This is a genomic window from Methanobacterium subterraneum, assembly GCF_002813695.1.
In the GTDB taxonomy this organism is placed as follows: Archaea; Methanobacteriota; Methanobacteria; order Methanobacteriales; family Methanobacteriaceae; genus Methanobacterium; species Methanobacterium subterraneum.
On the sequence record NZ_CP017768.1, the window covers coordinates 601,629 to 616,673 of the forward strand.

12 protein-coding genes are annotated in these 15,045 nt (G+C 40.8%); 9 read left to right on the top strand and 3 right to left on the bottom strand.

Features of this window, described 5'->3' with window-relative positions; all coding sequences use genetic code 11:
• Positions 1 to 35: 35 nt before the first annotated feature.
• Together aspS and hisD are read right to left on the bottom strand one after the other, a co-directional pair.
• Positions 36 to 1,355 carry an aspartate--tRNA(Asn) ligase gene (aspS, locus tag BK009_RS02885; RefSeq protein WP_100908981.1) on the bottom strand — a complete coding sequence of 440 codons (1,320 nt, stop codon included), beginning with the start codon at positions 1,353 to 1,355 and terminating at the stop codon, positions 36 to 38.
• 387 nt (positions 1,356 to 1,742) lie between these two features.
• Complete coding sequence (gene hisD, locus BK009_RS02890; protein ID WP_100908982.1) at positions 1,743 to 3,020, bottom strand: histidinol dehydrogenase; 1,278 nt, start codon at positions 3,018 to 3,020, stop codon at positions 1,743 to 1,745.
• Positions 3,021 to 3,271: 251 nt separating this feature from the next.
• Between hisD and BK009_RS02895 the strand changes: the two genes are divergently transcribed.
• From BK009_RS02895 to BK009_RS02905, 3 genes are all read left to right on the top strand, one after another.
• Positions 3,272 to 3,595 (top strand): UPF0058 family protein, encoded by a 324-nt coding sequence (locus tag BK009_RS02895; RefSeq protein ID WP_100906394.1) that lies wholly within the window; start codon positions 3,272 to 3,274, stop codon positions 3,593 to 3,595.
• A 31-nt stretch (positions 3,596 to 3,626) separates the two neighbouring features.
• Complete coding sequence (locus BK009_RS02900; RefSeq protein WP_100908983.1) at positions 3,627 to 5,006, top strand: 2,3-diphosphoglycerate synthetase; 1,380 nt, start codon at positions 3,627 to 3,629, stop codon at positions 5,004 to 5,006.
• 174 nt (positions 5,007 to 5,180) lie between these two features.
• Positions 5,181 to 5,732, top strand: a complete 552-nt coding sequence (locus BK009_RS02905; protein ID WP_100908984.1) for a RimK/LysX family protein — start codon at positions 5,181 to 5,183, stop codon at positions 5,730 to 5,732.
• A gap of 163 nt (positions 5,733 to 5,895) precedes the next feature.
• Here the strand turns inward: BK009_RS02905 and BK009_RS02910 are convergent, their stop codons facing one another.
• The gene (locus tag BK009_RS02910; RefSeq protein ID WP_100906391.1) at positions 5,896 to 6,114 is read right to left on the bottom strand and encodes a DUF2188 domain-containing protein; all 219 of its coding nucleotides are present in this window, start codon (positions 6,112 to 6,114) and stop codon (positions 5,896 to 5,898) included.
• Between the two features lie 307 nt (positions 6,115 to 6,421).
• Here BK009_RS02910 and thsA point away from each other — a divergent pair, with 307 nt between their 5' ends.
• The 6 genes from thsA (at position 6,422) to BK009_RS02940 (ending at position 14,716) form a co-directional block, all read left to right on the top strand.
• Positions 6,422 to 8,065: a thermosome subunit alpha gene (thsA, locus tag BK009_RS02915; protein ID WP_236951018.1), complete on the top strand. Its 1,644-nt coding sequence runs from the start codon at positions 6,422 to 6,424 to the stop codon at positions 8,063 to 8,065.
• A 269-nt stretch (positions 8,066 to 8,334) separates the two neighbouring features.
• Complete coding sequence (locus BK009_RS02920; RefSeq protein WP_100907716.1) at positions 8,335 to 9,102, top strand: metal-dependent transcriptional regulator; 768 nt, start codon at positions 8,335 to 8,337, stop codon at positions 9,100 to 9,102.
• Positions 9,095 to 11,098, top strand: coding sequence for a ferrous iron transport protein B (feoB, locus tag BK009_RS02925; RefSeq protein WP_100908985.1), 2,004 nt, complete (start codon positions 9,095 to 9,097; stop codon positions 11,096 to 11,098). Before BK009_RS02920 ends, feoB begins: the two co-directional genes overlap by 8 nt.
• A 134-nt stretch (positions 11,099 to 11,232) precedes the next feature.
• Positions 11,233 to 11,925 carry a hypothetical protein gene (locus BK009_RS02930; RefSeq protein ID WP_100908986.1) on the top strand — a complete coding sequence of 231 codons (693 nt, stop codon included), beginning with the start codon at positions 11,233 to 11,235 and terminating at the stop codon, positions 11,923 to 11,925.
• Positions 11,926 to 12,092: 167 nt separating this feature from the next.
• Entirely contained in the window at positions 12,093 to 13,997 is a 1,905-nt protein-coding gene (gene acs / locus BK009_RS02935; RefSeq protein WP_100908987.1) for an acetate--CoA ligase, read from the top strand.
• 140 nt (positions 13,998 to 14,137) lie between these two features.
• Positions 14,138 to 14,716, top strand: a complete 579-nt coding sequence (locus BK009_RS02940) for an acetate uptake transporter (RefSeq protein ID WP_100906386.1) — start codon at positions 14,138 to 14,140, stop codon at positions 14,714 to 14,716.
• The last annotated feature ends 329 nt before the right edge of the window (positions 14,717 to 15,045 follow it).

The following is a 15,045-nucleotide window of genomic DNA, read 5'->3' on the forward strand; positions in this document are numbered from 1 at the left end:
GATAAACTTTTTATCAACCTTACTAAAAGGTTGGATTATGGGGCCAACCTTCTTCTGTCCCTGGGGAATAATACAGTTTCTCGGATGTTTTTCATTCCGGTGATGCACATGGTGAACCTTTCTGCTCCTAGGCCCCATCCTGCATGTGGTGGCATTCCGTACTCGAATGCAGCCAGGTAATGCTGGAATGAATCAGGGTTAAGACCCTGCTTTTTGATCCGTTCTACCAGGAGGTCATGCTGGTGTACCCTGGTTGCCCCGGAAGATATCTCCAGGTCCCGGTACATCAGGTCAAAGGCGTAACTTTTTTCAGGTGCATCCTCGTGGGGTTGGACATAGAATGGTTTTATGTCACTGGGCCAGTTGGTTATGAAGTAGTAACCTTCCATTACTTCTCCCAGTGCCTTTTCAGCAGCCCGTGAAAGGTCTTCCCCGTGACTGAGGGGCACTCCCTTGGAGTTAACAATGTCAATAACTTCATCGTATTCTAAACGGGGGAATGGTAGTTCAGGTACTTCCAGTTCCACACCAAGGTCTTCCAGTTCTGCCTGGCAGTTTTCCTTCACTTCTTTAATGGCATTGTGTACTAGTTTTTCCAGGAGGGTCATGGCGTCTTCCTGGTTAGCAAAGGCCAGTTCCGTGTCAATGGAGATAACCTCGTTCAGGTGGCGGAGAGTGTCATGTTCTTCCGCCCGGAAGATGGGTGCAATCTCATAAACTTTGTCCAGTCCCGTGCCCATCATCATCTGCTTGTAGAGCTGGGGGCTTTGACCCAGGAATGCTTCCCTTTCAAAGTAGGTAATAGGGAAGAGTTCTGTACCACCTTCGGTGGCGGATCCCACCAGTTTGGGGGTGTTAACTTCCATGAAACCGTTTTCTTCTAGGTAAACTCGTACGGAGTGTAACATTGCACTTTTTATTTTGAATATGGCACTGATGCTGTGTTTTCTCAGGTCAAGGTAACGAGAATCTAGTCTGGTGTCAATTTCTGCCCGCACTTTCTCGGTTGGATCCATGGGTAATGGCTGTTGGGATTCGTTTAAAACCTTCACTTCTACGGGTATGATTTCCACACCGCCAGGTGCTTTCGGTGATCCCTGCACAGTTCCTTTAACTGCAATCACTGATTCCTTTTTGAATTTCCTGATCTCCTCCAGTAATTCAGGGGTGATTTTTTTACTGGGAGCGGTGATCTGGGTGATGCCGTTCCTGTCACGCAGAAGTACAAATATAATACCTCCCAGGTCACGGATCTCATGAACCCAGCCCATGAGAGTGACTGATTCGGTGTCCATTTCTTCGTCAAGTTCCTGTGAGTAATGTGTTCTTTTCCAGTTTCCTAATGAATCTGTCAATCTAATTCACCTCGATTATTATAATTTAAAGGGGTTAATCTTTTTATAAGTGATAACTCCTTCTTTTGAAATCTAATTAATTTTAATATCAGTCAGATATTAGTCATAAAATCTTTTAAAAAGTTTTTATTTAATTCAGATTTTAGATATTTAAAATTGTAGAATACCATTATTTAATTGTAGGTAAATGAACTGTACATAAAAAATCTCAACTAATCCATTGCACCTATTGAAAATGATAATCTTATAATTTATTTACATCCTTACTATTATTAGATTTACTCTTCCTTAACTACTATCCTTGAAATCCTATATATTTCATTTAACCTTGGCTGGGTTTTAAGACCAGTAGTTAAATGAAAAATGTACATTAAATCATGAACACATTTAATCTTGGTCAAGACGTCTCTTGAATGATTCGGCGTGGGCATATAAACCTTCATATTCTGCTAAAGGAATAACCACATCTTTCAGGCTGTTCAGACCTTCTCGGGAAAGTCTCTGTACCGTTGGTTTTTTAAGGAAGGACTCGGTGGAAAGTCCAGAGTACATCCGGGCACAGAAGGAGGTGGGTAGCACGTGGTTGGTACCGGAACCATAATCACCCGCAGCCACAGGGGTTAAATCTCCCAGGAAAATACTACCTGCATTTTTAATACCCTTAACCCGTTCTTCAGGGTCATGGGTCATGATGATCAAGTGTTCAGGTGCGTATTCATTGGAAAAACTAACTGCTTCATCCATTGTACTCACCACGATTATAGATCCGTTTTCCTCAAGTGAATCGCTAATGATTTCTTTTCGCTTCATTGTGGGTAACTCTTCAGTGATTTTTTCGTTCACTGCAATGGCCAGTTTTGGGGATGTAGTCACCAGTACTGATGCTGCCTGGGGGTCGTGTTCGGCCTGGGCCATGAGATCCAGAGCTATGTAATCAGGATTACCAGTTTCATCGGCTATGATCAGTACCTCGGAGGGGCCTGCTGGGAAATCAATATCAACCTGACCATATACCATTTTTTTAGCTGCAGTCACGAATATATTGCCAGGTCCGACTATTTTGTCCACAGCAGGTATGGTTTCTGTTCCGTAGGCCATTGCTGCAATGGCCTGTGCTCCCCCTACCCTGTAAACTTTATGGGCACCAGCGAGATAGGCCGTGGCGAGTACAATATCCTCTACTTTCCCATCAGGACCCGGTGGTGTGCAGCAGATGATCTCATTTACCCCTGCCACCTTAGCTGGAATAACTGTCATGAGAATGCTGGAGGGATAAACTGCCCTTCCCCCGGGTATGTAACATCCCACCCTTTCCAATGGGCGGATTATCTGGCCGGCAGTTACACCATTATCCACTTCCATGGACCAGTCATGGGGTAATTGGGCTTGGTGAAATTTACGAATATTGGATGAGGCCTTTTTAAGACTGTGGATTAAATCCTTGTCAATTCTTTTGACACTCTCTTTTAGTTCTTCTTGAGAGATGAGAAAATCTTTCAAATAAACTCCATCAAACTTTTCAGTGTATTGGCGGATTTTTTCATCCCCAGCATTCTTAACATCGTTCACAATGTCAGTTACAATGCCTATAACTGAATCAGCGTCTATCTGTGACCGCTGTAAGAGTTCCTTTATGTTGTTATCTTCAAGTTTTACGGTTTTCATTTTTTTAACCAATTATTGAGTAATTGTATAAGATGTAGGGGGAGTTGTTGTGAACTAATTAGTATTGTTTAATAGATCAGTCAAAACCTTTATTTGTAATCATAGGTAAACATTATTTTACCTACTATGCCCAGCACTGTTTAATACTTTATACCTTATGCTTATGGTTTTTCTGGGTATAGCTTTTGGTAAAAAGTTATATATGCATGTTGGTCGAATCTTAATTACTTAATTGTAGGTGTCTGGTAGATATGTACAAAGATGAGCTTATACAGTTACACCAATTTTTGGTATACGTTTTAAAGCATCTGGACCATGAGTATGAGGTGAAGGATGAATGTAAGGAGTATTTGTGCCTTAACATTAGCCCTCATCACATACACCGTACTAAAGCCGAACATAAATATGCTATTTTTGTTTTGTCAAATTCTATTTCTGAGATCATTGCTGCAAATAACGTAGGAACTTCTTCTAACATTTCCAATGGACTCTCAGAATTGGTTAAACGGTCGCGGAAAGAACTCATTAGGTTCCAGAATGAAGATACTTTAGCTGTCCAAAAAATCAAGATGTAATTAAAAAGGAACCCCTGGCTGGTGATACTAGATGAGTGCTTTATTGAAGATGGTATGCTTGATTGATGGTGAGCATTATCTCCCGGTTACGAGATCAGCATTAAAAACCCTTGATAACATTGAACACATTGAAGTTGTGGCCGCAGTATTTATTGGAGGCACAGAAAAACTGAGAGATGCCACCCCAGACTCAATCGGTGAAAAACTGGGGGTTAAAGTTTACTTTGGTCCTGATCATCATAAAATTCCTTACGATCTTATTGTTGAGGTTTCAGTGAAACACCAGGCAGATGTAGTCATGGATCTTTCGGATGAACCTGTTGTTGATTATTCTAAACGTTTTAAAATAGCCTCAATGGTCTTAGAGCAGGGAATACTCTACGAGGGGCCTGATTTTTCATTCCAGCCATTGGATGAATACAACGTTCTCAAAAAACCATCCCTTAAAATATTGGGGACGGGTAAACGTATCGGTAAGACTGCAGTTTCAGCTTATGCAGCACGTTTAATCCATAAGGGTGACTATAATCCCTGTGTGGTAGCAATGGGTCGTGGCGGTCCTGAAGAACCGGAGATAGTTCGTGGGGATGAGATTGAAATCACACCCCAGTACCTTATGGAACAGTCTGATAAGGGAATTCACGCTGCTAGTGACCACTGGGAAGATGCCCTAATGAGTCGCATACTCACCATAGGTTGCCGCCGTTGTGGTGGGGGAATGGTGGGACAGGTGTTCATCACCAACATGAAACAGGGTGCCCAGATGGCCAATGAAGTTGAATCCGAGTTTGTGATAATGGAAGGTAGTGGAGCAGCCATACCACCCATTAAAACCGACCAACACATTGTACTAGTGGGTGCCAACCAGCCCATGATCAACATTGAACGGTTCTTCGGCCCCTACCGGATTAAACTAGCTGATTTGGTGGTTATCACCATGTGTGAAGAACCATTGGCCAGCCCAGGGAAAGTGGAACGCATTGAAAAAGCCATAAAAGAGGTCAACCCTGAAGCCATGGTTATTCCAACAGTTTTCCGACCTAAACCACTGGAATCCGTGGAGGGTAAACGGGTCCTCTTCGCTACCACTGCCCCGGATTCTGTTAAGGATGTTCTCATAAATCACTTGGAAGAAGAACATGGTTGTAAAGTGGTGGGAACCACTCCACATCTATCTAACCGACCATTACTCCAGAAGGACATTGAAAAATATATTCATGAAGTTGATGTCATGCTCACTGAACTCAAGGCCGCTGCAGTGGACGTAGCCACTAAGGATGCCCTTAATGCTGGTCTGGAAGTTGTATACTGTGACAACATACCCCTGGTTATAAGAGAAAGTGATGACTTGGATTCAGCAATACTTGCTGTTGTGGATAAAGCCATTCAGGAACATAACTGTTGTGGATAAAGCCATTCAGGAACATAAGAACAAATAAGCATAAACTATCGTTTTTACATATAAAAAAATAGATAATGCTGTTTTTTACCTTTTTTTATTGGATGTTGGCAAATTTATATTCTTTTCCCAGGCATTGTAATGAACTTAGAATGAATTTTTAATCATTTTACTATTGGTGGTTATTTGGAATCTACAGAATATGATATATTGAATTATGATAAACTAAAAAAACAGCTTTCTTTCAATTTTGCTGAAAATAAAGCCATAAATGATCTTAATATTAAACCGGATGCTTTTATACCAGTATTATTCTCCCTTAAATTCGGCGGAGACTGGAGTTTTAAAACCAGTGAACTGGAAGCTATGGCTGTGAAAGAGAAAATAACCCGTTACAATGAGAATACAGGGGAAGGATACACCTTGGAAAGAGTTACCCTCTTTGTGAATCCCTGTTTAATCTCCAATGAGGGTAAGGTTTTACGATTGGAAAAATGTGGGGCTAAAAATGAGCGTGAACTGGTGGAAAGACCTTTCAGGGTGAAACTCGATGCTGAGGATATAGTGCAAGCAGAGCTAAACCCAAAAATCATGGAAATAAGTCTTAAAAGGATTAAAGGCCCGTTGAGTTTTTCAGGATCCGCTGCTTATGGTGTTTCCCATGAAATAGAGCACTTGGCGGGATGTGAACGCACTGGCAAATTCCTATGGGAGTTTAAATATAGGGTGCAGGGATAAATTTTTCATTTTTAGAGGAATTAAATTGTTAAAAAAATTATGTCAATGTCCAAAAAGATTGTTTGGATATAAAGAACATTTTTTGTAATTTATCAAGATGAAAAATTTTATTAAAATCAGTATGAGATCAAAATATTATGGGAAAAAATCGACCTTTTTCAGGTTATCCAGGATATAAGTTTTTACCGAAGCTTTCCCTTTTCTCTATCTTCCCATCTTCATTATGGATAAATACTTCAACGTTGTATCTTTTCCCCTCTTCCTCGGCAAATTCAATTGCTTTTTCTTTGCTGTCAAAATTTCCAGATGCCTTAACAGCCCCATCTCTTTTAACATCCCAGCCCCCTCTTCTACCAGTCACTACATGAATATTAGCAGCCATTTTTTCACCTCTTGATATCCTCTAAATACTTAATTAAGCCGTACTTTGCCTAAAATATGTATTATAACATTTAAATAGATTGTCTTTTTTTTAAACATATTTGAGACAAAATCTGATGGGTTGAAAGCAAACTCAAATGTACTATCCTTATTAACTCAAATGTACTATCCTTATTAACTCAAATTGTATTATACTTACAAACTCAAAATGTACCTCCTAGTTAATAATGGTGAAAAAATCTGACATCCGCAACATATTTATATAACCTCTAACCCACTGATAAATTACCATTTGAGAAAAAAAGGAGATGATTAATGTGGCACAATTAGGTGGACAAGGTGGACAAGGACAACCTATTATTATAATGCCTGAAGGCTCTTCAAGAGTTTTAGGAAGAGACGCTCAGAGAATGAATATCATGGCTGGGAAAGTTCTGGCTGAGACAGTTAGAACCACTCTCGGCCCCAGAGGAATGGACAAAATGCTGGTAGATGGTATGGGAGATATCGTGGTGACCAACGATGGTGTGACCATCTTACGGGAAATGGACATCGACCACCCAGCCGCTAAGATGCTGGTAGAAGTAGCCAAAACCCAGGAAGATGAAGTGGGAGATGGAACCACCACTGCAGTTATTATTGCTGGGGAACTACTTAAAAAGGCAGAAGAACTCTTAGAACTGGAAATACACCCAACCACTCTGGTAATTGGTTACCGGAAAGCAGCAGCCAAGGCACAGGAATTACTAAACCAGATAGCAATTGATGCCAGTGACCGTGACACCCTCCAAATGGTGGCCATGACCGCTATGACTGGTAAAGGAACTGAAAAAGCACGAGAACCACTGGCAAAACTGGTAGTAGATGCTGTACTGCAAGTGGCTGAAGATGGTGAAGTAGATTCTGACCATATTAACATCCACCGTATACAGGGATCAACTGTCCATGACTCACAGATCGTCAATGGAGTGGTTATCGACAAAAGTAGAGCTGTTAATTCCATGCCTAAGGATTTAAAAGATGCCAGCATCGCTCTTTTGAAATACCCAATAGAAGTCAAAGATCTGGAAACTGACGCCAAGATCAAACTCACTGACCCTGCCCAGATGCAGGCTTTCATTGAACAGGAAGAACAGATGGTCAAGGATATGGTGGACAAAGTAATCGAAAGTGGTGCCGATGTTATCTTCTGTCAGAAAGGAATAGATGACCTGGCCCAGCACTTGTTGGCCAAAGCAGGAATCCTGGCAGTTAAACGTGTAAGAAAATCCGATATTGAACGCTTAGGAAAAGCAACCGGGGCACGTCTGGTAACTAACGTTGAAGAACTCACTGCCGAAGACTTGGGGCACGCTGGACACGTCTACGAGGAGAAAGTCTTTGACGAAGTACTGATCTTTGTGGAAGAATGCGATGATCCCAAAGCAGTATCCATCATCCTACGTGGAAGTACCCGACACGTGGCCGAAGAAGTGGAAAGAGCTGTAGAGGATGCCATAGGTGTAGTTTCAGCCACATTAGAAGATGGACAGGTAGTTGCTGGTGGGGGTGCTCCAGAAATAGCTTTAGCCAAAGGACTCAGAGACTACGCTGACACCATCAGTGGCCGTGAACAGTTAGCAATCGCAGCTTTTGCTGATGCACTGGAAATCGTTCCAAAAACCCTGGCTGAAAATGCTGGAATCGACCAGATCGATGCAATAGTGGACCTTCGGGCAGCCCAGGAAAACAGTTTCTACATGGGACTGGATGTCTTCAACGGTAATGTCACCGACATGAAAGAAGCTAAAGTAATCGAACCCAAACGGGTTAAAAAACAGGCTATCCAATCTGCAGCCGAAGCTGCCGAAATGATTCTGCGAATTGACGACATGATTGCCTCTTCAGGTTCAAGCGAACCAGACATGGGTGACATGGGCGGTATGCCTGGTGGAATGCCACCAATGATGTAAGTCCCCGACTTACATTTTTTTTATTTTTAAAAAATTTAATCTAGATTTTAAAATTATTCTCATTATCATGTTATTCTCATTATTTGCCCCTTACATTGAGGCACATTCTCCTTTCATTGTCACAAAATGTCAAAGAAGTTTGTATTATTTTTCCAGGGAGACCAGATCATTAATCTAACTGTCATTAAGAACCTAAATGTAAAAAAATCTTCTTAGGTAATCCTAACTTTTATATAGTAATAAATCCACAGTATTTTAGGTGGCCCTAAATGTCTTCTGAAAAATCATTAAGTGAAAATGCTGAAGAATACCTTGAAGTTTTATACAAGCTCTCGTTGAAAAAGCGTCCGGTGAAGACTACCAAAATATCTAATATGTTAAATATATCCCCGGCTAGTGTTACCCAGATGATAAAGAAACTTGAAAAAGATGGTTATGTTCATTACTCTCCCTATAAGGGTGTCACTCTTACTGAGGAAGGATATAAGATAGCTTCCAATATAACCAGAAAGCACAGACTTCTGGAGAGATTCCTTCACGATGTGCTTAAAATAAAAAAGGAAAAAGTTCATGATCAGGCTTGTGAAATGGAACACGTGCTTTCTGATGATGCTGAACGAGCACTATGCCAACTTTTAGAAAATCCTGATGAGTGCCCTGATGATGAAGAACTCATACCAGTATGTGATTTTCAGTTTAAAACCTGTGAAGAATGCCGCATGCGTAGACAGGAAGAAGTCAATGAAGTGGGAAAACGTGATAAAAACCTGGTTTCCATAACTGATATGAAAAAAAAGGAAAAAGGCAAAGTTTCATTCATCAGGGGCGATTACAAAGTTATCCGGAGATTAATGGATATGGGAATCACTATGGGTGCTGAGATAAGCATCCTTGAAGTTGCTCCATTTAAGGGTCCTGTAGAACTACTGGTACGTGGATCTAACCTTGCCCTAGGGAGAAATATTGCTAAAAACGTTTTCGTAGAGATCATCCACGAAAACACACCAGAATCCAAAGGAGCAATAGCGCATGGTTAAACTCCCTGAGTGTATTGAAAAATCCGATTACGAAAAAAAGATTCCAACTCTTGACAAAAATGAAATACCATCCTCTGGTGATGTTACCATAGCCCTTGCTGGGAATGCTAACGTTGGCAAAAGTGTTATTTTTAACTATTTAACTGGCGCTGACCAGGTAGTTGGAAACTGGCCTGGAAAGACTGTGGATCGTGCTGAAGGAAATTTCCAGTATAATGGTCAGAAGGTCCATGTAATCGATCTACCCGGAATATATTCATTTTCAACTTTTTCCATGGAAGAAATTGTATCCAGGGAGTACATAGCCAATGAAAAACCAGATGTGGTCATAAATGTAGTAGATGGATCAGTACTGGAACGAAATCTATTTTTCACATTACAGCTAATGGAAATGGAAGTTCCCATGGTGGTTTGTGTTAATCAAATGGATGTTGCAATGTCCAAGGGGTTTCAAATTGACACAGAAAAATTAGAAAAAGCATTGGGAGTTCCAGTAGTTCCCACTGTTGCAATTCGTGGTGAAGGTTTACAAAAACTGATAAAAAAGGCTATAATTAGTGTTAATGATAAAAAAATACCTAAAACATCCAATGAATACGGTGGTGAAGTTGAAAAAGCAGTCAAACAATTGCACTATTTCCTGGAAACAGAAAAATTAGATGTTGGATATTCCAACCGATGGGTGGCTATTAAACTTTTGGAAAATGATCCAGAAATCAATAAAAAGGTTGAACTTTTATCTGAACGTTCAGTTCAGTTTGCCAATCACTTGGCCCTTGAGCTAGAGCGTATTCATGATGAACCTTCTTTTTCCATCATTGCCTCTGAAAGATATGCCCTAGCTAACAGAATAGCAGCAGGCGCTCAAAAACAATCAGAATATAAAATTACATTATCTGAAAAATTAGATAAAATTCTAATTCATCCATTTTATGGTTATTTTACCTCTGCAATGGTAATATTAGGACTTTTAATCTGGACTTTTGTTCTGGGTAACTTCATATCCGAATTAATCACCAATGCAATGAGTTTTTTCCAACCAGTGGACCCTACTCTATCCGGTCCTGTGCTCGCTGTCCTATGGAATGGTGCATTTGGAGGTTTGGTTGCAGGATTAACTCTAATAGTGCCCTTTGTAATTCCATTTTATATCATGTTATCCTACATTGAAAATTCAGGCCTCCTAACCCGTGTAGCCTTCATGATGGATAGTTTCATGCAGAAAATCGGTTTACACGGCAAGGCACTGATACCTCTTATATTAGGTTATGGCTGTAGTGTTCCTGCTATTGACAGTACTAAAATTCTCGAAACAAGAAGAGAAAGATTACTGGCGGCATTTGCCATAACCTTTGCACCCTGCTCTGCCAGAACCATAATTATCCTCAGCCTTGTGGCTATTTTCGTCAGTATCTGGTGGGCTTTAGCCCTTTATGTTTTGGATTTGTTGATAATCTTTATCATGGGTAAATTGGCCCTTAAAGCCATGCCCGGAGAATCAACCAGTTTGATTATGGAAATACATTCTCTGAGACTGCCCGCCTCATCAGTAATTCTTAAACAAACATGGAACCGTACAAAATCATTAACCTACCTTGTGTTCCCAGTATTCATTGCCGGTAGTGCATTAATTCAGTTATTTTATGTTTTAGGCGTATTGGAACCTATAAGTAATTTCATGGCTCCTTTAACAGTAGGATGGTTGAAACTCCCCGCATTTGCCGGAATATTACTTATTGTAGGTGCAGTTCGTAAGGAGTTTGTACTATTAACCTTAGTTTCATTTGTAGGGACTGATCTCTCCCTGGCACTAACGCCGGTCCAGTTCATTGTACTGGCCTTAATAGGCATGTTGTACATTCCATGTTTATCTACCATTAGCATACTTATCAGGGAATTTGGAGTGAAAGCAGCTAGTGCTATTTCCGCTGCAAATTTAGTGACTGCCATTGTGGTGGGTGGGATTGCGGCCCATGGTTTATCGTTGTTCATGTAATCTTCCAATGTATGAATATCTTATCTTTTTAGGATTATAAGTTTAAAATTGTTGAAAAAATGAAATAAGTAAGTATAAGCTTATCAGAAAGATCAGTTGAATAATAATTTGTGATGTAAATAGGTGATAATAAAATGAAATGGTCGTTAGTAGCAATTGCCCTATTAGTGGTAATTGTAGGTTATGCTGTGATCACTGTTTCTGGTGGTCCTTTCACTCCTTTAGGTAGAGTTGCGTTCGTTAAATTAGGGAACCCTGATTTTTATCCGGGGCATCCTCACTCTGAACTTTTGTCCCAATATGCAGAGGATAGAGGCTCTAAATGTGCGTTGATATGTCACTTTGCCGGGAGTTCCAATTACCGTAGTTACCAGGATGGTAATGTGTTCATAATTGAATTAGCACTTATTGATACCCAAGGTACTGGTGCTGCTGACCCTACCAACTACTGGGATTCCTTCCAACTGGCTTTGTTCGGTGCTCCTGATGGCCGATATAAATATAAATCTGATGGAATGGTTTTTGACACATATGAAGAAGCAATGGAACATGTGTTCACCCTTGCTGAGAAACACGGGCAGGAGGGCCCTATCCCTATTGCCTGGCATGGTAATGCCCGACAGGGAAATGCGGTGTTTATACAAGGATGTGGATTTCCCCTTTACTTCCATATAATGCAAAAAACCTATGGAATGCTACCAGCCTACATTTACACATTTGCGGGTATGATTTTCCCCTATATGAATAACCCCTACCGGAATTTTGAGTTGGGGCACGCTACAGAACTTCAGGAGCTTTACCAGGGTGGTGATTTGGATTATACTTAAATTCTAGTTTTTTGAAGGATAAAATAATTCTTTTTTCATCAAATTAATTTATAATGATTAATCATAATCTATAATGATTAATAATAGTAATATATATATAGTAAGAACAACTTACTAATATACAGTCTTAAAAACACCATAAATTGCTAAAAAAGGGCGGATGAAAAATGGTACGGGATACAGCAGTCCTTCTTGATGAAAAAAGGGTTTTTGAACCAAAAAATGAAATTTTGGAAAGAGCCCATGTGAAAAATTGGGAAGAAGAAATTGAAAAAGGGAAAAATTTGGAAAAATACTGGTCCGAAAAGGCTGAACAGTTCGAATGGTTCCAGAAATGGGATAAGGTTCTGGATGATGATAATAAACCTTTTTACAAATGGTTCACTGGAGGTAAGATCAACCTTGCTTACAATGCTGTTGATCGTTGGATTGAAACTGAAAAACGTAATCAAGTGGCTATTCTCTACATTAACGAACGTGGAGAAGAGAAAAAAATCACTTATTACGAACTCTACATCCAGGTTAACAAACTGGCCAATGCCTTGAAAAACCTGGGAGTTAGAAAGGGAGATACCGTTTCCACCTACATGCCCATGTGTCCTGAACTCTTAATTGCCCTCTTGGCTTGTACTAAAATCGGGGCTATTCACAGTGTGGTCTACTCCGGATTGAGCGTGGGTGCATTTGTAGATCGTATCAACGATGCCAAGGCCAAAGTACTCTTCACCGCAGATGGAACCTACCGGAGAGGTAAAATCATCGACCTCAAAGCCATTGCTGATGAAGCCATCCTCCAATGCCCCACTATTGAAACCATAGTGGTGGTCAACCATACCGGAATACCCATCCAGATATCAGAATTATCTGGAAGGGAAATATTTTACGAAAGACTGGTTGATGGTGAACCCGCCTACTGCGAACCAGAATGGATGGATGCCGAAGACCCACTATTCATACTCTACACTTCCGGAAGCACGGGAAAACCTAAAGGAGTACTGCACACCACCGCGGGTTACATGGTGGGAGTAGCCACCACCCTCCGCAATATTTTCGACATCCATGATAATGACCTCTGGTGGTGCACCGGGGATATTGGATGGATCACCGGACACAGCTATGTTATCTATGGCCCATTACTCCTGGGAACCACTACAGTAGTCTACGAAGGAGCGCCGGACTACCCTGATCCAGGGGTATGGTGGAAAATTGTTGAAAAGTATGGTGTTACCAAGTTCTACACCGCACCAACCGCAATCAGACACCTAATGCGATTCGGAACCAGATACACCGACCTCTACAATCTGGAATCACTCCGCATACTGGGAACCGTGGGAGAACCAATAAACCCCGAGGCATGGATGTGGTACTACCAAAATGTGGGTAAAGAAAAATGTCCCATAATGGACACCTGGTGGCAGACTGAAACCGGGATGCATCTCATATCTCCACTACCGGTTACACCTTTAAAACCTGGATCAGCCACACTACCATTCCCGGGCATTGATGCCGATGTGGTGGATGAAGAGGGTAACCCGGTGCCCATGGGTAAAGGAGGTTACCTGGTTATTAAGAAACCATGGCCAGCCATGTTCCGCACATTATACAAAGATGAAGATCGATTCCTTGATGTTTACTGGAAAGAATATTCAGGATGTATTTACAAGGCCGGGGACATGGTTCGTAAAGACGAAGATGGTTACTTCTGGATACAGGGACGAAGTGATGATGTTCTAAAGATTGCCGGACACCGTATAGGTTCAGCAGAGGTAGAATCTGCCTTTGTAGGTCACCCTGCAGTAGCTGAAGCCGCAGTAATTGGAAAATCAGATCCTATTAAGGGGGAAGTGATCAAGGCCTTCATTATCCTCCGTGAAGGATACGAACTTAAGACCCAACTCATTGAAGATCTGAAAAACCATGTTCGATACGAACTGGGGCCAGTGGCAGTCTTGGGTGAAATTGTGCAGGTGGATAAACTTCCTAAAACCCGGAGTGGTAAAATAATGCGCAGGATCCTGCGGGCACAGGAAATGGGTGAAGATCTGGGGGATACATCAACCCTGGAAGAATAAGCATCAGCACTGGAAGAATCTTCCTTCCCTTTTTTGGGTTATAACTCTTTAGTAAATTAAAAGTTCCCAACTCGATAGGAATTGGGTCAAATAAAAAATAGGAGTGATTAAATAAATAAGCCCTCCATGGGTGTGATATTATGGGAGAAAACAAAAAAAATGTCCTGATAGAGGATTTAACTGCCAACCCGGCACCTCTTGGACTGCTGGGATTCGGTTTAACCACTGTGCTGTTGAACATACATAATGCAGGCTTTTATCCCATCAACAGCATGATACTGGCTATGGGAATTTCTTATGGTGGAATTGCCCAGATAATGGCCTGTGTCATGGAGTACAAAAAAGGTAACACCTTTGGAACAGTTGCTTTCGGATCATATGGTCTATTCTGGTGGAGTTTTGTTCTCCTACTGGTTCTCCCCAAAATGAATCTGGCAGCAGCCCCGGATAAACTATCTCTAGCTGCATACCTGTTTATGTGGGGATTGTTCACCTTGGTGATGTTCATTGGAACCCTCAAACTCAGCCGTGGATTGCAGGTAGTATTCCTGGCACTGGCAGTGTTGTTCTTCCTACTGGCACTGGGAGATATAACTGGTAACAGCACTATAACTTTAATTGCAGGTTATGAAGGTATATTCACAGGATTCAGTGCAATATATGTTGGATTGGCACAGGTCCTTAATGAAACCTACGAAAGAGACCTGTTACCCACCTGAAAAACATTCTGTTAAAGAATATCAATTTTATTTAAATAGCTAACCGCCTCCAGCTATTTGAATATGTCGGCTTTCTCTGGTAATTTACCAGTGGAAGTCTTTTCTTTTTCTGGGATTGCTTTGAATTGTTATTTGAATATATTTACAGATGAAGATCTGCCCTTGTTTTTAATACATATCATATTATTTTGTTATATTGGTACAACAATATAATATTTTAATCTTCTATTATGATTTTGGGATAAATTAACCGAATAATTGATATTATTGTATCAGAAATGAAAAGTAAAGTAAGAAAATAAGCTAAAACAAGAAAAAAGGTTATACAT

Coding starts and splice junctions, on each gene's coding strand:
- acs (WP_100908987.1), top strand. CDS start 12,093: ATGGTACGGGATACAGCAGTCCTTCTTGATGAAAAAAGGGTTTTTGAA.
- feoB (WP_100908985.1), top strand. CDS start 9,095: ATGGTTAAACTCCCTGAGTGTATTGAAAAATCCGATTACGAAAAAAAG.
- BK009_RS02895 (WP_100906394.1), top strand. CDS start 3,272: ATGTACAAAGATGAGCTTATACAGTTACACCAATTTTTGGTATACGTT.
- BK009_RS02930 (WP_100908986.1), top strand. CDS start 11,233: ATGAAATGGTCGTTAGTAGCAATTGCCCTATTAGTGGTAATTGTAGGT.
- BK009_RS02940 (WP_100906386.1), top strand. CDS start 14,138: ATGGGAGAAAACAAAAAAAATGTCCTGATAGAGGATTTAACTGCCAAC.
- BK009_RS02900 (WP_100908983.1), top strand. CDS start 3,627: ATGAGTGCTTTATTGAAGATGGTATGCTTGATTGATGGTGAGCATTAT.
- BK009_RS02910 (WP_100906391.1), bottom strand. CDS start 6,114: ATGGCTGCTAATATTCATGTAGTGACTGGTAGAAGAGGGGGCTGGGAT.
- thsA (WP_236951018.1), top strand. CDS start 6,422: ATGATTAATGTGGCACAATTAGGTGGACAAGGTGGACAAGGACAACCT.
- BK009_RS02920 (WP_100907716.1), top strand. CDS start 8,335: ATGTCTTCTGAAAAATCATTAAGTGAAAATGCTGAAGAATACCTTGAA.
- hisD (WP_100908982.1), bottom strand. CDS start 3,020: ATGAAAACCGTAAAACTTGAAGATAACAACATAAAGGAACTCTTACAG.